Genomic DNA, 23,540 nt, shown 5'->3' with positions numbered 1-23,540 from the left:
GAACGCTTCAGCGCCGGCGGTAGGACGGTCGATTGAGCGCCGAGATATGCGGCGGAACTTCCATCCTTTGAACCACCTGACGGCGCACCGCCTGCGGATCGATGGCGCGATCGAAAGCGATGCCGAATTTCCCCTCGCCGACCCAGACGACACGGCCCGGCACGAAACCGACGTTGCGCAATTCGACCTCGATCGCCGCGCCCTGCGCGACACCGCGAACCGGCGCCTCGGCCAGCATGCCGCCCGCCGACAGGTTGCGCACGCGCACGACGAGCGGCGCCGACTGGCCAGGCAGCAGAAGATTGGCCTGCATGAACAGGCTGTCCCGATCAGCGCCGCGCGACAGCGCCGCCACTTCCTCGTCGACCGATAGCGATTCCTGCGATTCCATTGCGACCTCAATCCCCGCGCTGCATGTCAGGCGGCGAATCTAGATCGCAGCGATTGCGGAAACGTAAATAAGACCCGGCCTGTCCCGGCGCGGATCAATCCTCGCGCGAGATGCGCTCGTTGCGCTCGTGACGCTCCTGCGCCTCCAGCGTCATCGTCGCGATCGGGCGCGCCTGCAGCCGGGCGAGCGAGATGGGCTCGCCAGTGACGGCGCAATAGCCATATTCGCCTTCGTCGATCCGGCGCATCGCGGCGTCGATCTTGGCGATCAGCTTGCGCTGGCGGTCGCGGGTGCGAAGCTCGATCGCCCAGTCGGTCTCGCTCGACGCGCGGTCGGCGAGGTCGGGCTCGCGCAGCGGACCATCCTGCAGGTGCGCCAGCGTCGATTCGGCTTCGGTGAGAATCGATTTCTTCCATGCGAGCAGCAGGTTGCGGAAATACTCCTGCTGCCGCTCGTTCATAAATTCTTCGTCGTCGCTGGGGACATAGTCCGAATCGAGATTGGACTTGGCTTCCAGGAGCGCGTCGGCGCCAACATCGGCGATCTGGGTTGGCATAAAGGGATTCTCGCGTCCTTTCCTGTCTCCTCAGCCGCCCGGGACGGACGACCAGGGGAATGCGCCGCGCCTATAACCACCCCCAAGGAACGACACAAGCGCCGAAGCCGCGACTAGCGACGAAGCGCTGAAGCCAGGGTGAACCGGGCCGGCATTCATGACCTCTCGTCTTTCGCCAAATTAACCGATGGGACCGAATCGAAGGGATTTCCGTTCTGATTTGGGACAGTTATGCGTATTTTCCTTGATTCCGGGGGCGGTTTCCCGCTCACGGACAGGTAAACGCAGTTAACGCCATGGACGCGTTCACAAAGCTTTGTCCTTTTGGCTTTAGCGGGAGGTGCAACAGGAAACGCCTGTCGCGCCTGCAACGGGAAAGAGAGAACGGGAATATGTCTGTCCGAATGGCCCTCGCCAAGCTTTGTGCCTGCACCTGCGGCGGCGCCCTCATCGGGGGCGGCGCGATGCAGATCGCCGACGTGCCGAAGGCGCGGGCATCGACCGTACAGTCCTGCACGCCGTGCGGCGCGAAGAAGGTCGTGCGCAAACGCCACGCCGCGCGCAAGCCGGTAAAGCGCATCCGCCGCGTCGTCACGACGAAGCGAATCATCCGCACCGTCACCCCGCAACAGCAGGTCGTGACGCAAACGATCCCCCTGCCTCCGATTCCCTATGCTCCCTTCCCGCAGCGCGGCTGGGAAGGCGGCGGCGGCAGCGGCGGCGGCGTCACGGTGATCGGCGGCGGTTTTGGCGGCGGCTTCGGCGGCGGCTTTTTCGGGGGCTTCTTCGGCGGCAGCTCGGGCGGCAGCAGCGGCAGCGTCGTCGTAACCTCGACCACGACCGGCGGCGTATCGACCTCTACCAGCTCGACCTCGGGCGGCGTGTCGACCTCTACCGGCAGCGTTTCCACCTCGACCTCGACCGGGGGCGTTTCGACGTCGACGGGTAGTGTCAGCACCTCGACCGGCGGGGTCTCGACCTCGACGGGCAGCGTCAGCACGTCTTCGGGCAACGTCTCGACCTCGTCGGGTAACGTCAGCACTTCGTCGGGCAATGTGTCGACCTCGACCGGCGGCGTCAGCACCTCCTCGTCGAGCAGCAGCTCGTCGTCGAGTTCGTCGTCCTCCTCTTCCTCCTCGTCGTCGAGCTCTTCCTCATCGGGCGGCGGCAGTTCGCACGGCCATGGCAGTTCGGGCTGGGGCAGTTCGTCGAAGGGCAGCTCCGGCTGGGGCAGTTCCTCGCACGGCGGCAGCTCGTCCTCCTCGTCGAGCAGCAGTTCCTCTTCGTCGTCGAGCAGCAGTTCGTCGAGCGGCGCCACCTCGTCGGGCGCGACCGGCGGCAGCAGCAGCTTCGGCAGCACCAGCAGCTCTTCGTCGTCGAGCTCGTCTTCGTCGAGCTCGTCTTCCTCCTCGTCGTCCAGCTCGGGCGGCAGCACCAGCAGTTCGTCGGGCGACCCGACCCCCGTGCCGGCGCCGCCGATGATGCTGTTGTTCGGGGCCGCCGCTGCCGCGCTCGTCGCGCGCCGCCGCGCCGCGAACCGCAACGACGAAGAAGCCGACGCGGCATAGATCCACTGGCGGTTGCGGGCGACCGAAGCCCGCACCACCTGACTGAGGGCCGTCCCGCGGGGCGGCCCTCTCTTCATGCGCGGCACAATATAGTTTGCCAATCGGTGAACTATATTCTATGGTTCACCATATGGCGAACCAACAAATGGCTCTCGACACGGTCTTTCACGCACTCGCCGACCCGACCCGGCGCGCGGTGATCGGCCGCCTGCTGAAAGGCGCGGCGCCGGTGACGCGGCTTGCCGAGCCGTTCGCCATGGGCCTTCCCGCCTTTCTCAAGCATCTCGCGGTGCTCGAAGCATCGGGGCTGATCCGGTCGGAAAAGCGGGGCCGCGTGCGAACCTGCCAAATCGATGCCGACCGGCTCGCCGCCGCCGAAGGCTGGCTCGCCGAGCAGCGCGCCATCTGGCAGGGTCGTACCGACCGCCTCGCCGCTTTCGTCGAATCGCAGAATTCACAGGAGAAAGCATCGTGACGAGCGACACCGAACTGACCATCTCACGCCTGATCAAGGGGCCGCCGTCGGCGGTATGGGACGCGTGGAGCGACCCGGCCAAGCTCGCTTCATGGTGGATTCCCGCCCCGATCCTGTGCCTCGTCGATACGCTCGACCTCCGCCCCGGCGGCGGCTTCGTGACCCGGATGCGCGAAGGCGACGGCGACTGGCAGCCGCATGTCGACGGCTGCTTCCTCGAAGTCCTTCCCGAAAAGCGGCTCGTCTTCACCACCGTGATGACCGAAGGCTGGCAACCCGTCGAACCTTGGCTCGCGATCACCGCGATCCTGACCTTCGCGGCGCAGGACGGCGGCACCCTCTATTCGGCGCGCGTGCTCCACAAGAGCCCTGAGGACAGCCGCAAGCATGAGGAAATGGGCTTTCAGGACGGCTGGGGCACGACGCTGGGGCAATTGGCGGACATGCTGGAAGGCTGAACGTTCGTCGCCCCCGCGAAGGCGGGGGCCGCCATCGGCCTTTCCCCTCGTCGCTGCGCAAACCGCCAGCAGCCCCCGCCTTCGCGGGGGCGACGAACGGGATCAAGGCTTGCACCGCCCGCGCTGCCCCGCCATAGCGCGGCCATGCACGATATCCGCCTGATCCGGGAGAATCCCGCCGCGTTCGATGCCGGGCTCGCACGTCGCGGCCTCGAACACCTGTCCGCCGAAATCCTTGGCCTCGACGCGTCGCTGCGCGCCTTGCAGACCGACATTCAGGCCGCGCTCGCACGCCGCAACGAAGCGTCAAAGGCGATCGGCCAGGCAATGGCAGCAGGCGACAAGGAAAAGGCCGAAGCGCTGAAGGCCGAGGTCGCCGCCCTCAAGGCCACCCTCCCCGCAAAGGAAGAGACCGAGCGCGAGCAGCTTACCGCGCTGCACGACAGGCTCGCCGCGCTGCCCAACATTCCCGCCGCCGACGTTCCCGATGGCGCGGACGAGGATGCCAATGTCGAGATCGCGCGCTGGGGCACGCCGCGGACCTTCGACTTCGCACCGCAGGAACATGCCGACTTCGCTCCAGCGCTCGGGCTCGATTTCGAGACCGCGGCGAAGATGTCCGGCGCGCGCTTCGCTTTCCTGCGCGGCCAGATGGCGCGGCTCGAACGCGCGCTCGGCCAGTTCATGCTCGACAGGCAGACCGGCGAGCCCGGCTATGTCGAATGCGCGACGCCGCTGATGGTGCGCGACGAGGCCGCGTTCGGCACGACCCAGCTCCCCAAGTTCCGCGAGGATCTGTTCCAGACCACCGACGGCCGCTGGCTGATCTCGACCTCCGAGATGAGCCTGACCAACGCGGTGCGCGAAGAGATATTGCCCGAGGCCGAGCTGCCGATCCGCATGACCGCGCTCACTCCCTGCTTCCGCTCGGAAGCCGGTGCGGCGGGCCGCGACACGCGCGGTTATATCCGCCAGCACCAGTTCTGGAAGGTCGAACTCGTCTCGATCGTCCGCCCCGAGGACAGCGACGCCGAACTCGAACGCAAGACAAGAGCGGCAGAGAAAATATTGGAAGAATTGGATCTTCCCTATCGCAAGATGCTGCTGTGCAGCGGCGACATGGGCTTTTCGGCGCGCAAGACCTATGATCTCGAGGTGTGGTTGCCCGGTCAGAACGCCTATCGCGAGATTTCGAGCTGCTCGAACTGCGGCGACTTTCAGGCGCGGCGCATGAACACCCGCTTCCGCCGCGAAGATGCGAAAGGCAACGAGTTCGTCCACACGCTCAACGGCTCGGGCCTCGCGGTCGGGCGCACGCTCGTCGCGATCCTGGAAAATTACCAGCAGGCCGACGGCAGCGTCGATATTCCGGCGGCACTGCTGCCCTATATGGGCGGGATTACCAAGCTTACCCCTTAATCCGTTCGTGCTGAGCTTGTCGAAGCACCGTCCTTCTTCTTACAGCGCCAAAGAAAAGAACGGCCCTTCGACAAGCTCAGGGCGAACGGAGGTTGAGAAAGACAAGACATGCGCATCCTCCTCACCAACGACGACGGCTATCACGCCCCCGGCATGGCGGTCCTCGAAGCGATCGCGCGCCAGCTTTCGGACGACATCTGGGTCTGCGCGCCGTCGGAGGAGCAGTCGGGCGCGGGCCATTCGCTCACCCTCTCGCGCCCCGTGCGCATTCGCCAGCACGGCGAGCGGCGCTGGTCGTGCACCGGTACCCCGACCGACTCGGTGATGATGGCGGTCGGCAAGCTGATGCCCGAAAAGCCCGACCTGATCCTGTCGGGGGTCAATCGCGGCGCGAATCTGGGCGACGACATCACTTACTCAGGCACGGTTTCGGCGGCGATCGAGGGTGCGCTCGCGGGCATTCGCTCGATCGCGCTCAGCCAGGTCTATGCACGCGAAGGCATGGGCGACAGCGTGCCGTTCGAGGCGGCCGAGGCGTGGGGCGCGAAGGTGCTGCGCCCGCTGCTCGCGCTCGACATGCCGCCGCGCACGCTGATCAACGTCAATTTCCCCGCGATCCCCGCCGCCGCGGTCAAGGGCATCCGCGTCACGCGGCAGGGCTTTCACGATTACGGCCGCGGCTCGATCGTCGAGGGCACCGATCCGCGCGGCTATCCCTATTACTGGTTCGGCCTGCACGGAATCGAGCACAGCCTGGGGCACGACAGCGACCTCGAAGCGATCGACGACCATCATATCTCGGTCACTCCGCTCCAGCTCGACCTGACCCACGACGCCTCGCTCGCGACGCTGCGCGGGGCCTATGCGGCGGAGTTTGCGGGCTAGCCTTCGCTGCAAGCCTTTGGCAAAAGGACCGCAATGAGCCGGCGGCCCAATCCGAAGCTGAAACTGCAACAGGGTTTCCAGACGCTGCGCCGCGCGGCCAAATGGCCGGTCTGGGCGGACCTCGGCGCGCGGCTCGGTCTCGCCTTCGCGCTGATTGCGATCGTCATCCTCGTCCACTGGATCGACCGCGCGGGGCTCCACGACAGCCACGACGGGCAGATCAGCTTCCTCGACGTCGTCTATTTCACGATGATCTCGGTCACGACGACGGGCTTCGGCGACATCGCCCCGGTATCCGACCGCTCGCGGCTGATCGAGGCGGTGATTGTGACGCCGATCCGCATCGCGATCCTCTTCATCTTCCTCGGCACCGCCTATAGTTTCGTCATCAAGCGCACATGGGATAAATGGCGTATGGCCCGCATTCAGGCAAAACTCACCGACCATATCGTCGTCCTCGGCTTCGGCGTCAGCGGCAGCGAGGCGGTCAAGGAACTGATCGCGCGCGGCACCGACCCCGCGTGCATCGTCGTGATCGACCCGTCGCGCGGCCGGATCAACGCCGCCGAGGCGATGGGCTGCAATGTGATGGAGGGCGATGCATCGAGCGACGAAACCCTCCTCGACGTGCGGATCGCCGAGGCGCAGTCGGTGCTGGTGTCGGCGGGGCGCGACGACACCTCGATCCTGATCGTGCTGACCGTCCGCCACCTCGCGCCCGAGGTTCCGATCAGCGTCGTCATCCGCACCCAGGACAATGAACTGCTGGCACGGCAGGCGGGGGCGAGCAACGTCATCAATCCGGTCAGCTTCACCGGCCTGCTCCTCGCGGGATCGGCGCAGGGCGAGCATATGGCCGATTATATGGCCGACCTCGCCGGGACGGGCGGGCGCGTGCAGCTTCGCGAGCGGCCGATCAGTTCCGAGGAGATCGGGCGCGGCCTCGACCAGCTCGCGAGCGGCGGCCGCGGCCTGCGCGTCTATCGCGGCGGCAAGCCCTATGGCTTCTGGGAGCCCGAGGCGCAGCGGCTCGAAGCCGGCGACACGATCCTGGAAGTCATCAATTGCGAGGATTGCGAAGCGAGGCCTAGCCCCGCCAGTAAATCCACCCTGCCCAAAGCCAGCCGATAATCAGCAAAGTCCCGCCGATCGGGGTCACCGCGCCGAGCCATTTCGGCGCCCCGAGCGCCATCGCATAGAGAGTCGCGGCAAAGATCGCGGCCCCGACCAGCAAGGTGATCGCCGGCCCGCGCGCGCTCCCCATGATCGCGAGCGCCGCGACTGCATGGACAAGCTGATAGAGGCCGCCGGTACGCAGCCACTCGGCCTGCTGCGGCCCCGCCGCGCCATGCGCGCCGAACGCCCCTGCCGCCACCGCGATCGCCGCCGAAATCGCCGCCAGTACGCCGATCATGGTTCGCTCCCTCTCATCCGTTTGTCGCGCATCAGGTCGGCATCCCCCTCTTCCGCTCGACACGAACGGAAAGATAGGTCAGCTTCAACACGGCCGCTCTATAGCCACGAGGGAGGGAGAAAGCGATGCCCCGCGACATTCCGCTGCCCCGCGGCCTGAAACCGCCGAGCCGGCTCGCGACGCTCGGCGAATTGGCGCTGCCGTTCGACATGCTGCGCTATGGCCTCGGCGGCTGGCAGTTGATCGGGGCCCCGCGAGGCGACGGGCGGCCGGTCGTGCTGCTCCCCGGCTATGGCGCGAGCGAACTGTCGATGCGCCCGCTCGAAGCGTGGCTCCGCCACCTCGGCTATCATGTCCGCGACTGGGGTCTCGGCCGCAACGAGGGCCGCGTCGGCGCCGACGTCCAGCGCTTCGCCGCGCAGGCGGTCGAATGGGCCAAGACCGACGGCGCGCCGCTGACCCTGGTCGGCTGGAGCCTCGGCGGCGTGATCGCGCGCGAGACGGCGCGCGAATATCCGCATCTGGTGCGCGAGATTATCACCATGGGCACGCCGATCATCGGCGGTCCCAAATATACTGCGCTCGCCGAACGCTTCGCGGGACGCGACTTCGACGCCTATGAGCGCGAGATCCACGCACGCAACCTGAGGGGACTACGCCAGCCGCTAACGGTGATCTATTCGGACCGCGACGGCATCGTCGGACCCGACATCGCGGTCGACATCTACAATCCGCAGGCGCGGAACCTGAAAGTCGACGCGACGCATCTCGGCCTCGGCATCAACCCGCGCGTGTGGCGGATCATCGCCGATACGTTGGCGGGGAAAGGCTGAGTCGTCATTGCGAGGAGCGGAGGCGACGAAGCAATCTCCAGCTATCGACCAGCCAGGGCGATAGCTGGAGATTGCCGCAGTTCCTTCGGAGTCTCGCAATGACGCCAAAGCACAAGCGTGACAAACCCGCAAAAATCCCCTATGGGCGCCGCCGATCATGACAGTCAAAACCCTCCCCTCCCAGCCGAAGGTCGGCATGGTGTCGCTCGGCTGCCCGAAGGCGCTCGTCGACAGCGAACGGATTCTGACCAAGCTGCGCGCCGACGGCTACGGCCTGTCGCCCGATTACGCCGGCGCCGACGTGGTGCTCGTCAACACCTGCGGCTTCCTCGATTCGGCGAAGGAAGAGAGCCTCGAGGCGATCGGCGAGGCGATGGCCGAGAACGGCCGCGTCATCGTCACCGGCTGCATGGGCAGCGAGGCCGACGTCATCCGCGCACGCTTCCCGAAGGTGCTCGCTGTCACCGGCGCGCATCAATATGAGCAGGTCGTCGATGCCGTCCACGACGCCGCACCGCCAACGCAGGGCCCCTTCGTCGATCTCGTGCCCGAGGGCGGGCTGAAACTCACGCCGCGCCATTACAGCTATCTGAAGATCAGCGAAGGCTGCAACCACAGTTGTTCCTTCTGCATCATCCCCGATCTGCGCGGAAAGCTGGTCAGCCGCCGGATCGACGCGGTGCTGCGCGAGGCGGAAAAGCTCGTCGCGGCGGGAACGAAGGAATTGCTCGTCATCAGCCAGGACACCTCGGCTTATGGCGTCGATATCCGCCACGACCCGCGCGCGTGGAAGGGCCGCGAGGTCCGCGCGCACATGACCGACCTCGCGCGCGAACTCGGCCAGCTTCGCACCGGCGAGGGCCGCGCGCCGTGGGTGCGCCTCCATTATGTCTACCCCTATCCGCACGTCGATGCGGTGATCCCGCTGATGGCCGAGGGGTTGCTGACGCCGTATCTGGACATCCCCTTTCAGCACGCGAGCCCGAGCGTCCTCAAGCGGATGAAGCGCCCCGCGAACGAGGCCAAGGTGCTCGAACGTCTGAAGGCGTGGCGCGCGATCGCCCCCGACATCGCGATCCGGTCGAGCTTCGTCGTCGGCTTCCCGGGCGAAACCGAGGAAGATTTCCAATATCTGCTCGACTGGCTGGGCGAAGCGCAACTCGACCGCGTCGGCGCCTTCCGCTTCGAGCCGGTCGCGGGCGCGCAGGCGAACGCCCTGCCCGATCCGGTGCCCGAAGAGGTCAAGGAAGAACGCTTCCAGCGCATCATGGCCAAGACCGCCGCGATCAGCGCCGCGAAACTCGCGGCCAAGATCGGCCGCACGCTGCCTGTGATCATCGACGAGGTCGGCGAGGCGGACGAAGAGGGCAGCATCGGCGCCACCGGCCGTTCGCAGGCCGACGCGCCCGAGATCGACGGTCATGTCTACCTCCGCGACGTCGCGGCGACGCTGAAGGCCGGCGACATCGTCGATGTCGTCGTCGAGGATGCCGACGAGCACGACCTGTTCGGGGTGGTGCCCGGCTGAATTTCACCGCACAGCAAGCCAAAACCGCTGTCCTACAAAGGACGGCCGAGTTAGCGTTTGCTCATGCCCGACCCGTGTCTTTCTTTCTGCCCTATGCGGAAGCGCGAACCCGCACAACGCGCTCCCTGCGGTTATTCGCTTAAGGCGACAAAGGAGACAATTTCATCGCGCACGTCCGTAGCTTTTGTCGCCTTTAGCTTCTTCGCCTTCGGGCGGCGGGACGTCGGTGCAAACCGAATCCAGTGTGAAGTTACGCAGATTTTCGCGCCTTTCCGATCGCCCCTTCTTCACCGGGAACCGCTTCGCGCCATCGACATTATAACCGTCATGGATTGCATCAGGGGCATGACATGCGGATGACCCGGCTCTTGATATCGGCCTTGCTGTCGACCGCGACACTCACCGCCTGCGACCCCGCCAAGGGAGGCGCCGAAGCTCCGCCGCACGCCACCGATAGCGCGCCTACGCCCAGCCAGACGTCGCTGATCGCGGTGCCGATCGACGCGAACATCGCGTCGCTGCGGCAGGAACTCGAACGCGCGGTGCCGCGGACATTATGGTCGATCGACCAGCGCGAGAAGGCGTGCGTGCCGCCGCAGCGCGTCAAGGTCTTCGGGCGCAAGGTCAAGGTCACACCCGCCATTCCCTGCACGATCGTCGGACAGGTCACGCGCGGCGCGCTGCGGCTGCGCGGCGAAGGCAATGAGGTCGTCGTCGACGTGCCGCTGAACGCGACGGTCGCGGCGCGCGACGTCGGCGGGGTGCTGAAGGGCGAGACCGCGACCGGATCGGCGCTCGCCCATGCGCGCATCCGCATCGACCTGACCTCCGACTGGCGGATGCAGGGCAAGGCGCGGATCCGCTATGGCTGGACCAGGGCGCCGGGGATCGATTTCCTCGGCAAGCGGATCACCTTCACCGATCAGGCCGACGCCAAGCTCGCCCCCGTCGTTCGCGACGTCGAGCGCGAAGTGAATCGCGAGATCGCGAAGATCGACATTCGCTCGCAGGCCGCCGACATCTGGCGGCAGAGCTTCACCGCGCTCGAACTCAACCGCGAGAATCCGCCGGTCTGGATGCGCGTGACGCCGCAGCGCATCCTCTACGGCGGCTTCCGGCTCGACGGGCTGCGGCTGAAGCTCAATCTCGGCATCGAAGGCGTGACCGAGACCTTCGTCTCGGACCGCCCCGAAGACCCGAAGCCGACGCCGCTGCCGAAACTGGTGCGCGAGACGCCGCGCCCGCGCCTCGACATCCGCGTTCCGGTGATCGCCGACTATGCGCAGCTCCAACCGGTGATCGACCGCGCGCTGGCGAAGCGCGCAACGCGGCCCTTCGTGCTGCCGAAGCTCGGGCCGATGATGGTCAAGTTCGGTAAGTCGACCGTCTATGGCGCGCCGGGCGGCCGGATCGCGGTGGGCACCGACGTCGAGGCGCGGCTGGAGGCCCGGACCGGCGAACCGACGCGCGGGCGGATATGGATGACCGCGGTGCCGGCGAACGAACCGGGATCGGCGCAGGTCCGCTTCACCGATCTCGTCGTCAACGGCGATACCGATGGCGTCGGCGGCGACTTGCTGATCTTGATCGGCCGCAGCCCGGATTTCGCGCCGCTGATCGCGGAGGCGCTCACCCAGAATTTCACCCGCGATCTCGAAGAACTCGAAGGCAAGATCAGGCGCGCGGTCGACGAGCGGCGAGAGGGCGCTTTCGTGATCCGTACCCGCATCGACGGCTTCGAGACAGGCGAGATCAAGGCCTATGGAAATGGGCTGTATCTGCCGGTGCGGATGACCGGTGGAGCGAGCGTCGCCTGGCGCCCGGCGCGCTGATTCAGAAAAGGCGCGTCAGCGAATAGAAGATCGCCGCCACCACCGCGCTCGCCGGGATGGTGATGAACCAGGCGACGACGACGTTGCTCGCGACGCCCCAGCGCACCGCGCTGGCACGGCGGGCGACGCCGGCGCCGATGATCGCGCCGGTGATCGTGTGCGTCGTCGACACCGGGATGCCGAGCAGGCTGGCCGTGAACACGACGATCGACCCGCCGGTCGAGGCGGCGAAACCCTGATGGTGCGACAGCTTGGTGATGCGGCCGCCCATCGTCTCGATGATCTTCCACCCGCCCGACAGCGTCCCCATGCCGATCGCGATGTAGCAGGAGATCGCGACCCAGTGCGGGACATGGAATTCGCCGGTCATATAGCCGGTCGAATAGAGGAGGACGGTGATCACCCCCATCGTCTTCTGCGCATCGTTGAGGCCGTGGCTCAGCGAATAGGCGGCCGAGGAAAAGAGGTGGAGGAAGCGAAAGCTGCTCTCGGCGAATTTCGCGGTCGCGCGGCGCAGCGCCCAACTGCTGAGCAGCATCACCAGCATCGCGAGCAGCATCCCGAGCATCGGCGAGAGGAAGATCGCGATGACCGTCTTGTTGAGGCCCGTCCACTGGATACCCTCGAACCCGGCATGCGCGACCCCGGCGCCGACGATGCCGCCGACGAGCGCGTGGCTCGACGAGGAGGGAATGCCCTTGAGCCAGGTCACGACATTCCAGAACATCGCGCCGACCAACGCGCCGAACACGACCGCGGGCGTCACCAGATCCTTGTCGATCAGCCCGGCGCCGATCGTTTCCGCCACCTTGTGCAGCGCCGGAAAGGCGAGGCTGAGGAAATATGCCGCGAAGTTGAAGAAGGCCGCGAAGAGCACCGCCTGCACCGGCCGCAGCAGCCGCGTCGCGACGACGGTCGCGATGCTGTTCGCCGCATCGTGCAGGCCATTCAGGAAATCGAACGCCAGCGCGAGCAGGATCAGGCCGGCGAGCAGGGGAAAAGCGAGTTCGTGCATCCGATCAGTCTTCCGCCGATCCGCGCCCCGTTCGTGTCGAGCGAAGTCGAGACACCCATCGGCCGAACGCCGTAACGATGGGCATCTCGACTTCGCTCGATGCGAACGGAATTTGGGGGAGCATTACCCCATCAGGCATGGTCGATGACCAGGCCGTCGATTTCGTTCGCGACGTCCTCGAAACTGTCGGTGACCCGTTCGAGGTGGCGGAACAGTTCGCGCGCGATCAGGAAGCGCATCGTGTCCGACGAGCCATATTCCTTGAACAGGCGCTTGAGTCCCGCGGCGTGGATTTCGTCGGCGTGGCCCTCCATCCGCACCAGCCGTTCGGTCAGCTCGTGCAGCCGTGCGCCGTTGGCGGAGATGTTGCGCAGCAGCGGCAGCGCCTCGACCGTCAGCCGCGCGGCATCGACGATCAGGCCCGCGATATCGCGCATCTCGGGCTCGAACTGGGTGACGTCGTAAAGGTCGACCGCGCCTGCGGTCTTCTGCATCTCGTCGATCGCATCGTCCATCGCCGCGATCAGGTCGGTGATCGCGCTGCGGTCGAACGGGGTCAGGAAGGTGCGGCGCACCGTCTGGAGCACTTCGCGGGTGATCGCGTCGGCGTCATGTTCGCGCTCGACGATCTCCTGGATATGGTCGGCGATCCCCTCGCCGCCCTGCATCATCCGCGCCAGCGCCTCGGCTCCCGCCGACAGCGTCGCCGCATGGGCCTCGAACATGTCGAAGAAATTGCCCTGCTTGGGAAGCAGGCGCTGGAACCAGGCAAACATGCGATTGACCCCCGTTTTCTGGGCAACATTATAGACGACGCCCGACCGCCGCGCCGCGGCGCGGAACCCCCCGTCGCCGAACGAACGGATCATCGCCTGCAAATCGGCCTCGTCGACCGAGTCCGCCGCCTGATCGAGCGTGAACCAGCGCCGCTCGCGCTCGTCCATTTCCTTCCATTCGTCGAGTTCGCGCGTCACCGCGAGCGGAAACACCTCGACATTGTACATGATCGCGGCGCCGTTCGCGCGGCGCTTGCGATATTCATAGCTGCCGATCGAGGTCGGGCAGACCGCGCCGATCACCCCGGCCTCTTCCTCGGCCTCCACCGCGGCGGAGGCATGGCGGTCGAGCCCGGTGAGCGGATTGCCCTTCGGAATCACCCAGCGCCCCGTGCCGCGCGAAGTGACGAGCAAAATCTCGGTCGGCCCGTCCTTGTCGGGGCCGCCGAATCGATAAGGAAGGACCGCGATCTGCCGCATTCGTCTGGTCTGGTTCGTTCCGTTGCCGCCCCGTCCGGCGGCCCTGATTGCAAATGAATGACATCGCCATGACGGATATGTGACAGCGAAAAAAGCCCATAGCCGCAGCGGCACTTTCCGTAAACGTCAATTCGATTGCAAAATGCAACGCGGTGCGTAAGCTGCACCCTAAAGACAGACGGGAGACGAAATCATGGCAGGCACGGCGAGCCCTGTGGACCAGGACGTCCTGATCGTTGGCGCGGGCCTTTCGGGCATCGGCATGGCGGCGCATCTTCAGATGAACTGCCCCGATCGCAGTTTCGCTCTGGCCGAGCGGCGCGCCAATCTGGGCGGCACCTGGGATCTGTTCCGCTATCCCGGCATCCGCTCGGACAGCGACATGCACACGCTGGGCTTCGTCTTCGAACCGTGGAGGCATGAAAAGTCGATCGCCGACGGACCCGCGATCCTCGACTATCTGAACCGCATCGTCGACGAACGCGGCATTCGCGACAAGATCCGCTTCAATGCCAAGGTGATCGGTGCCGACTGGGACAGCGCGGCGGCGCGCTGGACGGTGACGATGGAGAACGACAAGGGCGCGGTGACGACGACGACCGCACGCTGGCTCTATCTCGGCTCGGGCTATTACGATTATGACGAGCCGTTCGACGCCGAATTCGCGGGGCGCGAAGATTTCCAAGGCCAGATCATCCATCCGCAATTCTGGCCGAAGGACCTTGATTACGCGGGCAAGAAGGTCGTCGTGATCGGATCGGGCGCCACCGCCGTGACGATCGTCCCCTCGATGACCGAAAAGGGCGACGGCAAGGGCGCGGCGCACGTCACGATGCTCCAACGCACCCCGACCTGGTATTTCATCCGCCCCGCGAAGGACGCTTTCGCGAACACGCTCCGCAAATTCCTGCCGGAGAAGCTTGCCTACAAGATCACGCGCTTCAAGAATGTCCGGCTCCAGGACATCGCCTTCCGCCGCGCGCGCGAAAGGCCCGAGAAGGTCAAGGAATTTCTGACCAAAAAGCTGAAGGACAGCCTCGGCGACCGCTATGACGCGCAGGCTTTCACGCCGCCCTACAACCCTTGGGAGCAGCGGCTCTGCCTCGTCCCCGACGCCGATTTCTTCGAGGCGATGAAGGCCGACAAGGCGTCGGTCGTCACCGACCATATCGAGCGTTTCGACAAGACGGGCATCCAGCTCAAGTCGGGCAAGCATCTCGACGCCGACATCATCATCACCGCCACCGGGCTGAAACTCGCGGTCGCGGGCAAGATTCCGGTGCGCGTCGACGGCGAAGCGGTCGCGTGGAACGAGCATTATTATTACAAGGCGTGCATGTTCTCGAACATCCCGAACTTTTCGGTCGTGTTCGGCTATCTGAACGCGAGCTGGACGCTACGCGCCGACATCGTGTCCGAATATGTCTGCCGCGTGCTCAACCACATGCAGCAGACCGGCACCGACGTCGCAACCCCGGTGCTCGCCGATCCGAACAGCCTGACCGAGGAAAATATCTTCGACTTCTCGTCGGGCTATATCCAGCGCGCCCTGCACATCATGCCGAAGAACGCCGACAAGCTGCCGTGGCGGCTCAGCCAGACTTATGTGCAGGACCGCATCGACATGCGGACCGGCGAGATCGCCGACGGCGTGCTGACCTTCACCAAGGCGGGCGAGGCCGCAAAGGTGATGCCGGCTCCAGCGGAATTGGAAGCGGCGGAGTAATTCTTCCTTTCGTCATCCCGGCGAAGGCCGGGATGACGAGACAGGGAGAGCGCGCGCTAATCCGCGTGCTCGGGCTTGCCCTTGGTCGAGCCTTTGGCGAAGTCCTCGAGCTGCTTTTCGGACATGCTGTCGACCATCTCCTTCGACGCGCCCTTCAGCTTCGATTTCGGGGTGTCGCCGCGTTTGGCGCTAAGCGCAGCGCCGGCAGCTTTCTGCTGAGCTTTGGATTTGGCTGGCATGAGTCTGTCTCCTTGCTCGCCCCGCAAATCCTTAACGATCGGACCGCCGTCGGGATGCACAGTTCTTACGCGAATCAATGTATCGGCAGGAAATCGCGCTGATATTCGCGCTTCAGCGCATTCACCAACGCCGCCGACATCGGCAGGTTGATCTTGTAGCTGCCCTCGGCATAGGGGCCGATTTCATAAGGGCCGATCGCGATCGTCAGGCGATCGAGATAGCGACCGTCCGACGAGCCGAGCCAGATCGTCTGCGCCGACGGCACCGGGCAATCCGCAAAAGGCGTGCCGGGCTCGCGCGACCAGGTGACGCCGCGCGCTGCCTTTGCGCGCTCGATGCCGGCGCACAGATCGTCCTTCACGGCGTTGTCGAAGGCGGCGGGACTGGTGAAGAGGTCGAGCGGCTTGAGCCGGCGCGCATGGTTGCGGTCCCAGATCAGCGTGTCGAACCCCTGCATCCCGTGCGCGCCGCCCATATAGGTTCCGATCTCGCTCGACAGGCTGAGGAAGCGCGGGGTCGAGGTGACGCGCTTCCAGCTCTGCAAATGGCTGTGCGCATGATAGGGAAAGCCCTCCTTCTCCGCCGTCGCCCGGTCGCGCCGTGCCTCGGCGACCAGCGCGTCGCGCTTCACCGCGCGATCATTGTCGAGCCATTTGGCGAGTGCCGGAATGCGCGCCGCTTCGACCGGATAGGAATAGGCGAATTCGACGAGATCATTCGCTTCGCGCACGTTCGACGCCGTCGCCTGCCGCGCCGCGACATCGTCGGCGCCGCCCGGCGGCGCGCCGGGAACCGCGGCGGCCGCGGCCTTTTCCGCTGGGGTTTGCGCTTTCTCCGAACAGGCGTTGATCAGGGGAAGGCTCGTCAGAAGGAGCGCGGCGATCGGGTGGCGGAATGTCGTCGTCATGCTCCAACAACGCCGGGAATCGACAAAGTTTCCCCACCGGCCTAGCACGGCGGCATGACCGACTATTCCGACCTGATCCAGCCCGACAAGGGACAGGATGCCCGTGCGATCCATGTCGTCGACAAGACGAACTACGACGAATGGCTGAAAGGCCGCAACGCGCGCGAGCGCGCGCACCTCGCCGCGGTCGGGTTCAAGCCCGACGCGTTCGTCCACGCCATCCTGCCCGGCGACGATCCCGAGCGCTGGGCAGTGGTGACCACGGTGGCGAAAGTCGACGCGCTGTCGGCCTGGTGCCTCGCCAAGCTCGCGCAGATCCTGCCCGAAGGCCGTTACCGGCTCGAAGGGCAGCAGCCGGGCAAGGCGCTGTTCGGCTGGCTGAGCGCGCAATATCGCTTCGACGCCTATAAATCGAACCCGCCCGTCAAGGGCCCGCGCGTGCTGCTGACCGCCGACGTCGGCGCGATCGCACCGACGGTCGCGGAGATGCGCGGGGTCGCGCTCGTTCGCGACCTCGTCAACACGCCCGCCGCCGACATGGGGCCCGCGGCGATCGAGAAGGCGGCCGAGCGCATCGCCAAGGCGCACGGCGGCACGCTGACCGTCACCAAGGGCGAAGCGCTTGAACAGGGTTATCCGATGATCCACGCGGTCGGACGCGCCGCGGCGAAGCATCACGCGCCGCGGCTGATCGAGATCGTCTGGGGCAAGGAGGATCATCCGCGCATCGCACTGGTCGGCAAGGGGATCAGCTTCGACAGCGGCGGGCTCGACATCAAGCCCGCGGCGGGCATGCGTCTGATGAAGAAGGACATGGGGGGCGCCGCGCACGTCCTCGCACTCGCCGAACTGGTGATGGCGAGCGGGTTGCCGGTGCGGCTCCAATGCCTCGTCGCGGCCGCCGAGAACGCCATCTCCTCGGACGCTTTCCGCCCCGGCGACGTCCTCAAAAGCCGCAAGGGGCTGACGGTCGAGATCGGCAATACCGACGCCGAGGGCCGGCTCGTGCTCGGCGACGCGCTCGCAAAGGCGGGCGAGGACAAGCCCGAACTGATCGTCGATTTCGCGACGCTGACCGGCGCCGCGCGGGTCGCGCTCGGCCCCGACCTGCCCGCGCTCTATGCCAATGACGATGCCCTCGCCGACGATCTGCTGCGCGGCGGCACCGATCGCGACGACCCGCTGTGGCGGATGCCGCTGTGGGACGGTTATGCCGACCTGCTCGAAACCGACATCGCCGACCTCGGCAATGCGGGCAATTCGTCCTTCGCGGGATCGATCACCGCGGCGCTGTTCCTCAAACGCTTCATCCCCGACGATGCCGCCTGGGCGCATTTCGACACCTTCGCCTGGCGCCCTTCGGCCAGGCCCGGCCGGCCGAAGGGCGGCGCAGCGCTCGGCCTGCGCGCCGCCTGGGCGATGCTGCAAGCACGCTACGACCGCCGCGGCAAGGGCGAAGCGTCTTGATAAAATGGGGACCGCTGGTCTAATGCGCCGCGATTGTCCGCCTGCGGCGGCTTATGACAGGACGGTATGTGACAGCGAATAGTGGCGATTATCTGGCGGCGAACCGCGTGCGGATGGGGCGCCCCGGCGTCGCCGGGCATGGCCGCGACCGTTTCGGGCTGACCGGCACGTCGCAGGCGTTCGACCCGCGCACCGTCGCGATCCGTCCCGACCTCGCCGACATCGCGGTCGCCGGCACCCATTTCGCGCCGCACTATGCCGCGCCGATGATGATGAGCGGCGTGCTGCCCGCCGCGGCGATGCGCGCCTCGCCTTCGCTCGACGCCGAGCAGACAAGCGAATTGCTGTTCGGCGAAGGCTTCGCGCTGCTCGACCTCACCGGCGGCTGGGCGTGGGGTTACAGCCTCGCCGACCATTATGTCGGCTATCTGGCCGCCGAAGCGCTCGGCGCGCCGATTGCGCCGACGCACCGCGTCGCGATGATCGAGGCGATGCTCCACTCGGCGCCCGATGCCGCGAGCGGCGGCCCCGCCGTCCTGCCGCGCGGCGCGCTGGTAATGGGTCAAGCCGAGGGCGAATGGCTCAAGACCGCGCACGGCTACCTCCCCCTCGCCGCGCTCGTCGAAGCAGGCCGCGCCGAGGACGATCCCGCCGCGGTGGCCGAAAGCATGGCGGGCACGCCCTATCTGTGGGGCGGGCGCACCGCGAACGGCATCGACTGCTCGGGGCTCGTCCAGCTTGCCTGGGCCTCGGCGGGCATCCGGCTGCCGCGCGACAGCGATCTTCAGCTTGCCGCGCTCGGCGCTGACAAGGACGTCGCGCCCGCCGACCTTGCGCGCGGCGACCTCGTCTTCTTTCCCGGTCATGTCGGCATCATGGCCGATCCGGGCACGCTCATCCACGCCAGCCGACGATGGATGGAGGTCAGGACCGAGCCGCTCGCCGACGTCGTCGCGCGCTTTGCGGAAGAAGGACATCAGCCGCCGGTGAGCGGCATGAAGAGATTGCGATAGCATCATCATGACACAGACGGTTTTCATCGACGGCGCGGCGGGGACGACGGGCCTCGAAATCGCCGAGCGGCTGGCCGGCCGGACCGAATTTTCGCTGATCACGCTCGACGAGGCGCGCCGCAAGGATGCCGCCGCGCGCACCGAGGCGCTGAACGACGCCGATTTCGTCATCCTCTGCCTGCCCGACGCCGCGGCGGTCGAGGCGACGGCGATGATCGCGAACGAGCGGACGCGGGTGATCGACGCCTCGACCGCGCACCGCGTCGCGCCCGATTGGGCCTATGGTTTTCCCGAACTCAAGGCGGGCCAGCGTGCAGCGATCGCGACGGCGAAGCGCGTCAGCAATCCCGGCTGCTACCCGACCGGCTTTCTCGCGCTCGTCGCGCCGCTCGTCGCGGCGGGCATCGTCGCGCGCGACGCGCGGCTCAGCGTCAACGCGGTCTCGGGCTATTCGGGCGGCGGCAAGGAACTGATCGCGCGCTTCGAGGCCGACGCGGACATCGGCTTTCGCAGCTATGGCCTGACTCTTGCGCACAAGCATGTGCCCGAAATGCGCGACCATGCCGGCCTGATCCATCCGCCGCTCTTCGCCCCCGCGGTCGTTCCCGTCTTTCGCGGCATGCTCGTCGAGGTGCCGCTCGCCTTCGATCACGCGGTTGCGGACGCCGCCTTCGATGCCCTCGCGGCGCATTTCGAGGGATCGCCGCTGATCAGCGTCCGCAGCGCGGGCGATGAAAGCGAACTGCTGCTCCGCAAGAGCGACGTCGCGACCGACCGGATGGAGTTGATGCTCTATGCCGACCCAAGCGCCAGCCAGCTCCGCCTTGTCGCGCGGCTGGATAATCTGGGCAAGGGCGCGAGCGGCGCGTGCGTCCAGAATCTCAATATCATGGCGGGGCTGGACGAAACGGCGGGCCTGCGGCTGTAAGTGAGTCCGTGACGAGCGATCATTGGCTCGTCACGACTATGGCCGCACGACCTCAAGAATCGTGAAATGGGCGTTCGCATATGCGGGCGCTAGGTCGCCAAACGTCGGCGCTTCCGAGGACCGCACGACAAGATAATCAATTCCCTCGCGCCGTGCGAGAGCGACGATCTTCTGGGGTGTGGACGCAGCGTCGAGCGCGGCTCTCCGGTCGGACCAGAGCGGCAGGAAGGACGGCTGCCACAAGACGGCCGCACCCTGCGACTGCTCCCACCACACCGACCGGCGCGAAAAGAGCGAAAAATCATCCGCGACGCCGATCGGCAGGACATTGGCGCTTTGCGGCATATGCACGCGCGCCCATCGCTGCGCCGCCATAAAGTCGCGCTGTTCGTCAGTCGGCGTGGGGGCGAAGCCGTGGCGCGCACCGTTGACGAAACCGGCGACCATCAACAGCGGCACGAGCGCGAAAAGCCCCACCCGGGCGAGCGGCGGCACGATCGCAATCGTGCGCAGCATCGGCGCGAATGCCAGCAACAGGACGCCGAGTCCCATCATCGCCAGAGCGGCCGGATCGTCCCGCACCGTCCAGAGCATCAGCGCCGCCGCCGCGGCAGCCACCGCGCCGGCGGCGTGCGGACGCCGCGGCACGGCGCACAGGATCGCAGCAACGGTCGCCAGCAGGACCGACACGCCGATAACGGGCGACAGCGGCAAGGTCGCAGCCTCGCCGAGCGCGGCGACGGTGAGCCGGAGCGGCAGGGGTGCGCCTTCGGGACGGAGAAGGGCGACCGCCGCCAAAATTCCGCACATCATCAGCAAAGCTAGCGCGGCCTTGCCCGGCGCAGCGGCATCGGGCGCCGGCAGGAACAGCGCAAGCGAGCAGGCGACCGACAGCAGCAGGGCCACGGCTCTCGTCCGCGGATAGTCCCGCGGCACCGCCAGTGCGAAGCCGAACAGGCTGACCACCGGCAATTTCAAGGCGAAACCGCTCAACGCCAGCGCCGCCGCAAACAGTGGCGGTGCATATGGCGATCCGTCCGCCGGGCCGCGCAGCGCTGCAAGGAACAGCGCCCCGGCGCAGCCCGCTGCCAGCACGACCGGGATGCTGGTGAAGCGCAGCGGGTGAAGCAGCAGCAACAGCGATGCGTCGGTCAGATAAGGCATGGCCGCCGCCGCTGCGAGCACCGCAGTAGCGACGAGCATGACGATGCCGAGCCGCTGCCCCGCTTCGTTCGAAAACGCCGAACAAGTCGCCAATCCCGCCGCCAGCAGCAGCGCGAAACTCTGCGTCAGCGCGCGCGGATAATCGAAGCCATAGACATGGCCGGCAAGGAAATCCCGAAAGAAGGCGGCCGGAATGCCCCCTCCGCTTTCGCCCGCCGACAGGCCCCACAATGTCACGGGCGCGGCGATCGCCAGGAACAGCAGCGAAACGCCAAGCTGCTCGCGCGTGACGATCCGACACTGGATGGCGACAAGCGCGCACCCGGCGGTGAGCCCCCCCCAGACCGCCATGAACAAATTGATGTTGGCCGCGATGCCGAACAGGATCGCCGCGAGATAGGGCCGGTTGCCCATGATCAGCGCCAGGCCGAACAGGCACAGCGCGATGGCATATTGGGTATGCGTGGCGTAAGTGACGAATATCTCGGAATAACCGAGCGGCGTCGCGCCCCACAGGCCGTAGCAGAAACACAGAAAGCCGGTAACGAAAGCGGCGGGCCAAGGCCGGTTCCCCGCTTGCCGGATCAGCGTGAAGATCGCGCTGGCGAGCAGCGCATTGCCTGCAAGCTGGATCGCGACGAACACCGCTTCGATATTGCTTTCGTTGGTGAAGCCGCGAACCGCAATCCAGAACAGGCTGATGAAATTGGCAAAGCTGCGCGAATAGGCGTCATGCGGTCCTTCCGCCGAACCGGCAAAATCGAGCACGACGGGAATCTGCCATCGATTATTCTGTTCGGGAAAGTTGATTCCCGAGAGCCAGGTCGAACAAAGCGCAGCCAGCACGCAGAACAGCAACGCACCGCCGCGATGCCGGCCCAGCGCGGCGATGCTTCGCACCGCCAGCCCCTCAGGCGCGGCAAGGCGCGACAGGGCCGTCGTCTTTCTTTCTCTCGCGCTCAAGCTGCCGCGATCCCGGCCGCGGCCGGGCCATAAAGCGCTGCAAGGAAAATGGCCGCCATCGCCGCCCCCACGGCAATGCTGCGCCTGTCCCGGATCGCAAAGGCGACAGGATCACCGTCCACTTCCCCGCGCCGGGCCATCATCCAAAGGCGGTTGATCCAATAGAGCAGCGGCAGGCACAGCAGCCACAGCAATTGGGGCGCGGCATAGTGGCGCGCGGTGTCCGGGTCGTGCGCGAACAGAGCCAGGACCAGTATCGCGACCATCCCCGACGCGACGCCCGACATCATCACCACGTCGAGATCGCTGCCGACATAGCCGCGCCCGCTCAGCAGCCGGTCGGGGGCGATCGAATCGCGCATCTCGATGTAGCGCTTCAGATAGGCGAGGCTGAGGAATAGGAAAACCGAGAACAGCAGCAACCAGAAGCTGAGCGCCACGCCTATTGCGACACCGCCGATCAGGATACGAATGGTATAGAGGGTGGCGAGGACGATGGCGTCGCCGACCATGACGGATTTCAGCCGGAAGGAATAGGCCGTGGTGATCGCCATATAGGCCAGAAGCCATAGCGTCAGTTCGACGCCGCCCAGCAGCCACCCGCCGCCCAGCCCCGCCGAGCCGAGCAACAGCGACAGTCCCAGCGCGACCGGAATCGAAAGATCGCCGTTCGCGAGCGGACGATGCTTCTTGGTGCGATGCGCGCGATCGGCGTCCATGTCGAGCAGGTCGTTGACCAGATAGATCGACGAAGCGATGAGCGACATCAGTCCCGCCGCCGCGGCCGCCGCCAGCAGCACGCGGGGTTCCATGAACAGCCCCGAAGTGAAAGCCGGAACCAGCACCAGCGCATTCTTGGCCCATTGGTGCGGTCGCACCGCCTTCATCGCGGCGCGCGCAAGGCTCATGGATGGTTCGCCCAGCCGCTCGACGGCCGATCCCGTCGGCACATGTCGGACCGACCAGCCTTGCCTCGCGGCGCTCCAGAGGCAGTTGTCCGCCCGGCTATCGCCCACATAGTCGAAGGCGCCGTGCTGACCGACGCGCGAGCGGATGGCCGCGAGCTTGGCCTCGCCTTTCAAATTGGCTCGCCCCCGTGTCGCGATGATCCCGTCCACAAGGCCAAGATACCCGGCGATGCGATGGATGTTGCGCCAATGGCTGGCACTGGCGAGAATGACGGGGCGACCCGCGGCGCGTGCCTGTGCGATCAATTCCAGCACGTCCGCGCGGTAGGGAAGGCTCGCGGGATCGAGGGGATCGCGCCGCGCCGCCATTGCCTTTGCCATGGCCCGCCCCCGCAACAGCCAGAGCATCACCGCAAAGCAAGCGACGAAGCCCTTTCGCGCGACCCGAACCAGGCTTTCCAGCGATATGTCGGCGCGCGTCAGCGTGCCGTCGACGTCGACGAATAGAGGCACGGCATTGCTCGACGCGCCATCGATCGCCGCCGCCGGCGCGGCGCTGTTGTCATGGATAGGGGCAGAACCAGCCATGCTGCG

Annotated in this window: 23 protein-coding genes; 12 read left to right on the top strand and 11 right to left on the bottom strand. The window is 66.3% G+C overall.

Annotated elements, in window-relative coordinates; translation table 11 throughout:
- Positions 1-7: 7 nt before the first annotated feature.
- The 4 genes from NP825_RS04565 to NP825_RS04550 all read right to left on the bottom strand — a co-directional run bounded on the left by NP825_RS04565 (position 8) and on the right by NP825_RS04550 (position 2,616).
- A complete protein-coding gene (locus tag NP825_RS04565) occupies positions 8-391 on the bottom strand; it encodes a PilZ domain-containing protein (protein WP_257548869.1) in 384 nt (127 codons plus the stop codon).
- A gap of 94 nt (positions 392-485) precedes the next feature.
- Positions 486-947: an RNA polymerase-binding protein DksA gene (dksA, locus tag NP825_RS04560; RefSeq protein WP_257548867.1), complete on the bottom strand. Its 462-nt coding sequence runs from the start codon at positions 945-947 to the stop codon at positions 486-488.
- 268 nt (positions 948-1,215) lie between these two features.
- Complete coding sequence (locus NP825_RS04555) at positions 1,216-1,557, bottom strand: hypothetical protein (protein ID WP_257548864.1); 342 nt, start codon at positions 1,555-1,557, stop codon at positions 1,216-1,218.
- 60 nt (positions 1,558-1,617) lie between these two features.
- The gene (locus tag NP825_RS04550) at positions 1,618-2,616 is read right to left on the bottom strand and encodes a hypothetical protein (protein WP_257548862.1); all 999 of its coding nucleotides are present in this window, start codon (positions 2,614-2,616) and stop codon (positions 1,618-1,620) included.
- A 29-nt stretch (positions 2,617-2,645) separates the two neighbouring features.
- On the opposite strand from NP825_RS04550, the gene NP825_RS04545 reads away from it, so the two are divergent.
- The 5 genes from NP825_RS04545 to NP825_RS04525 all read left to right on the top strand — a co-directional run bounded on the left by NP825_RS04545 (position 2,646) and on the right by NP825_RS04525 (position 6,883).
- Complete coding sequence (locus NP825_RS04545; RefSeq protein ID WP_257548860.1) at positions 2,646-2,990, top strand: helix-turn-helix transcriptional regulator; 345 nt, start codon at positions 2,646-2,648, stop codon at positions 2,988-2,990.
- Complete coding sequence (locus NP825_RS04540; protein WP_257548857.1) at positions 2,987-3,448, top strand: SRPBCC domain-containing protein; 462 nt, start codon at positions 2,987-2,989, stop codon at positions 3,446-3,448. The genes NP825_RS04545 and NP825_RS04540 overlap by 4 nt, the downstream gene beginning before the upstream one ends.
- Positions 3,449-3,592: 144 nt before the next feature.
- A complete protein-coding gene (gene serS, locus NP825_RS04535) occupies positions 3,593-4,867 on the top strand; it encodes a serine--tRNA ligase (RefSeq protein WP_257548855.1) in 1,275 nt (424 codons plus the stop codon).
- A gap of 108 nt (positions 4,868-4,975) precedes the next feature.
- Entirely contained in the window at positions 4,976-5,752 is a 777-nt protein-coding gene (surE, locus tag NP825_RS04530) for a 5'/3'-nucleotidase SurE (protein WP_257548853.1), read from the top strand.
- 33 nt (positions 5,753-5,785) lie between these two features.
- Positions 5,786-6,883, top strand: a complete 1,098-nt coding sequence (locus tag NP825_RS04525; protein ID WP_257548840.1) for a TrkA family potassium uptake protein — start codon at positions 5,786-5,788, stop codon at positions 6,881-6,883.
- Here the strand turns inward: NP825_RS04525 and NP825_RS04520 are convergent.
- The gene (locus NP825_RS04520; protein ID WP_257548838.1) at positions 6,840-7,166 is read right to left on the bottom strand and encodes a DUF423 domain-containing protein; all 327 of its coding nucleotides are present in this window, start codon (positions 7,164-7,166) and stop codon (positions 6,840-6,842) included. The two genes, NP825_RS04525 and NP825_RS04520, sit on opposite strands and share 44 nt — an antisense overlap.
- A 125-nt stretch (positions 7,167-7,291) precedes the next feature.
- Between NP825_RS04520 and NP825_RS04515 the strand changes: the two genes are divergently transcribed.
- The 3 genes from NP825_RS04515 to NP825_RS04505 all read left to right on the top strand — a co-directional run bounded on the left by NP825_RS04515 (position 7,292) and on the right by NP825_RS04505 (position 11,359).
- Positions 7,292-7,999, top strand: a complete 708-nt coding sequence (locus NP825_RS04515) for a triacylglycerol lipase (protein WP_257548826.1) — start codon at positions 7,292-7,294, stop codon at positions 7,997-7,999.
- 157 nt (positions 8,000-8,156) lie between these two features.
- Positions 8,157-9,527, top strand: a complete 1,371-nt coding sequence (gene rimO, locus NP825_RS04510; RefSeq protein WP_257548824.1) for a 30S ribosomal protein S12 methylthiotransferase RimO — start codon at positions 8,157-8,159, stop codon at positions 9,525-9,527.
- 356 nt (positions 9,528-9,883) lie between these two features.
- Entirely contained in the window at positions 9,884-11,359 is a 1,476-nt protein-coding gene (locus NP825_RS04505; RefSeq protein WP_257548822.1) for a DUF4403 family protein, read from the top strand.
- Between the two features lies 1 nt (position 11,360).
- Here the strand turns inward: NP825_RS04505 and NP825_RS04500 are convergent, their stop codons facing one another.
- Both NP825_RS04500 and NP825_RS04495 read right to left on the bottom strand, forming a co-directional pair.
- Complete coding sequence (locus NP825_RS04500) at positions 11,361-12,374, bottom strand: inorganic phosphate transporter (protein ID WP_257548820.1); 1,014 nt, start codon at positions 12,372-12,374, stop codon at positions 11,361-11,363.
- 131 nt (positions 12,375-12,505) lie between these two features.
- Entirely contained in the window at positions 12,506-13,630 is a 1,125-nt protein-coding gene (locus NP825_RS04495) for a DUF47 family protein (RefSeq protein WP_257548818.1), read from the bottom strand.
- Between the two features lie 193 nt (positions 13,631-13,823).
- Here NP825_RS04495 and NP825_RS04490 point away from each other — a divergent pair, with 193 nt between their 5' ends.
- The gene (locus NP825_RS04490) at positions 13,824-15,356 is read left to right on the top strand and encodes an NAD(P)/FAD-dependent oxidoreductase (RefSeq protein ID WP_257548816.1); all 1,533 of its coding nucleotides are present in this window, start codon (positions 13,824-13,826) and stop codon (positions 15,354-15,356) included.
- 56 nt (positions 15,357-15,412) lie between these two features.
- Here NP825_RS04490 and NP825_RS04485 read toward each other — a convergent pair whose 3' ends face one another.
- Complete coding sequence (locus NP825_RS04485) at positions 15,413-15,595, bottom strand: DUF3008 family protein (RefSeq protein ID WP_257548814.1); 183 nt, start codon at positions 15,593-15,595, stop codon at positions 15,413-15,415.
- A 74-nt stretch (positions 15,596-15,669) separates the two neighbouring features.
- Positions 15,670-16,503 (bottom strand): DUF3298 and DUF4163 domain-containing protein, encoded by an 834-nt coding sequence (locus NP825_RS04480; RefSeq protein ID WP_257548811.1) that lies wholly within the window; start codon positions 16,501-16,503, stop codon positions 15,670-15,672.
- Between the two features lie 54 nt (positions 16,504-16,557).
- On the opposite strand from NP825_RS04480, the gene NP825_RS04475 reads away from it, so the two are divergent.
- From NP825_RS04475 to argC, 3 genes are all read left to right on the top strand, one after another.
- A complete protein-coding gene (locus NP825_RS04475) occupies positions 16,558-17,970 on the top strand; it encodes a M17 family metallopeptidase (RefSeq protein ID WP_257548809.1) in 1,413 nt (470 codons plus the stop codon).
- 68 nt (positions 17,971-18,038) lie between these two features.
- Entirely contained in the window at positions 18,039-18,983 is a 945-nt protein-coding gene (locus tag NP825_RS04470; RefSeq protein WP_257548807.1) for a C40 family peptidase, read from the top strand.
- Between the two features lie 7 nt (positions 18,984-18,990).
- Positions 18,991-19,911: an N-acetyl-gamma-glutamyl-phosphate reductase gene (argC, locus tag NP825_RS04465; protein WP_257548806.1), complete on the top strand. Its 921-nt coding sequence runs from the start codon at positions 18,991-18,993 to the stop codon at positions 19,909-19,911.
- Positions 19,912-19,947: 36 nt separating this feature from the next.
- On the opposite strand, the gene NP825_RS04460 is transcribed toward argC, so the two are convergent.
- Both NP825_RS04460 and NP825_RS04455 read right to left on the bottom strand, forming a co-directional pair.
- The gene (locus NP825_RS04460) at positions 19,948-21,975 is read right to left on the bottom strand and encodes a hypothetical protein (RefSeq protein WP_257548805.1); all 2,028 of its coding nucleotides are present in this window, start codon (positions 21,973-21,975) and stop codon (positions 19,948-19,950) included.
- Between the two features lie 59 nt (positions 21,976-22,034).
- Positions 22,035-23,534 carry a UbiA family prenyltransferase gene (locus NP825_RS04455; protein ID WP_257548804.1) on the bottom strand — a complete coding sequence of 500 codons (1,500 nt, stop codon included), beginning with the start codon at positions 23,532-23,534 and terminating at the stop codon, positions 22,035-22,037.
- Positions 23,535-23,540 lie beyond the last annotated feature (6 nt).

This window comes from Sphingopyxis sp. DBS4, from assembly GCF_024628865.1.
Classification (GTDB): domain Bacteria; phylum Pseudomonadota; class Alphaproteobacteria; order Sphingomonadales; family Sphingomonadaceae; genus Sphingopyxis.
Note: the sequence above shows the minus strand (reverse complement) of the source record. Positions and strands in the feature narration are given on the sequence as shown.

Bases quoted from the DNA above. Each gene is read 5' to 3' on its own strand.
- NP825_RS04565 (WP_257548869.1), bottom strand. From the start codon at position 391: ATGGAATCGCAGGAATCGCTATCGGTCGACGAGGAAGTGGCGGCGCTG.
- dksA (WP_257548867.1), bottom strand. From the start codon at position 947: ATGCCAACCCAGATCGCCGATGTTGGCGCCGACGCGCTCCTGGAAGCC.
- NP825_RS04555 (WP_257548864.1), bottom strand. From the start codon at position 1,557: ATGATTCGCTTCGTCGTGACGACGCGGCGGATGCGCTTTACCGGCTTG.
- NP825_RS04545 (WP_257548860.1), top strand. From the start codon at position 2,646: ATGGCGAACCAACAAATGGCTCTCGACACGGTCTTTCACGCACTCGCC.
- serS (WP_257548855.1), top strand. From the start codon at position 3,593: ATGCACGATATCCGCCTGATCCGGGAGAATCCCGCCGCGTTCGATGCC.
- surE (WP_257548853.1), top strand. From the start codon at position 4,976: ATGCGCATCCTCCTCACCAACGACGACGGCTATCACGCCCCCGGCATG.
- NP825_RS04525 (WP_257548840.1), top strand. From the start codon at position 5,786: ATGAGCCGGCGGCCCAATCCGAAGCTGAAACTGCAACAGGGTTTCCAG.
- NP825_RS04520 (WP_257548838.1), bottom strand. From the start codon at position 7,166: ATGATCGGCGTACTGGCGGCGATTTCGGCGGCGATCGCGGTGGCGGCA.
- NP825_RS04515 (WP_257548826.1), top strand. From the start codon at position 7,292: ATGCCCCGCGACATTCCGCTGCCCCGCGGCCTGAAACCGCCGAGCCGG.
- rimO (WP_257548824.1), top strand. From the start codon at position 8,157: ATGACAGTCAAAACCCTCCCCTCCCAGCCGAAGGTCGGCATGGTGTCG.
- NP825_RS04505 (WP_257548822.1), top strand. From the start codon at position 9,884: ATGACCCGGCTCTTGATATCGGCCTTGCTGTCGACCGCGACACTCACC.
- NP825_RS04500 (WP_257548820.1), bottom strand. From the start codon at position 12,374: ATGCACGAACTCGCTTTTCCCCTGCTCGCCGGCCTGATCCTGCTCGCG.
- NP825_RS04495 (WP_257548818.1), bottom strand. From the start codon at position 13,630: ATGCGGCAGATCGCGGTCCTTCCTTATCGATTCGGCGGCCCCGACAAG.
- NP825_RS04490 (WP_257548816.1), top strand. From the start codon at position 13,824: ATGGCAGGCACGGCGAGCCCTGTGGACCAGGACGTCCTGATCGTTGGC.
- NP825_RS04485 (WP_257548814.1), bottom strand. From the start codon at position 15,595: ATGCCAGCCAAATCCAAAGCTCAGCAGAAAGCTGCCGGCGCTGCGCTT.
- NP825_RS04480 (WP_257548811.1), bottom strand. From the start codon at position 16,503: ATGACGACGACATTCCGCCACCCGATCGCCGCGCTCCTTCTGACGAGC.
- NP825_RS04475 (WP_257548809.1), top strand. From the start codon at position 16,558: ATGACCGACTATTCCGACCTGATCCAGCCCGACAAGGGACAGGATGCC.
- argC (WP_257548806.1), top strand. From the start codon at position 18,991: ATGACACAGACGGTTTTCATCGACGGCGCGGCGGGGACGACGGGCCTC.
- NP825_RS04455 (WP_257548804.1), bottom strand. From the start codon at position 23,534: ATGGCTGGTTCTGCCCCTATCCATGACAACAGCGCCGCGCCGGCGGCG.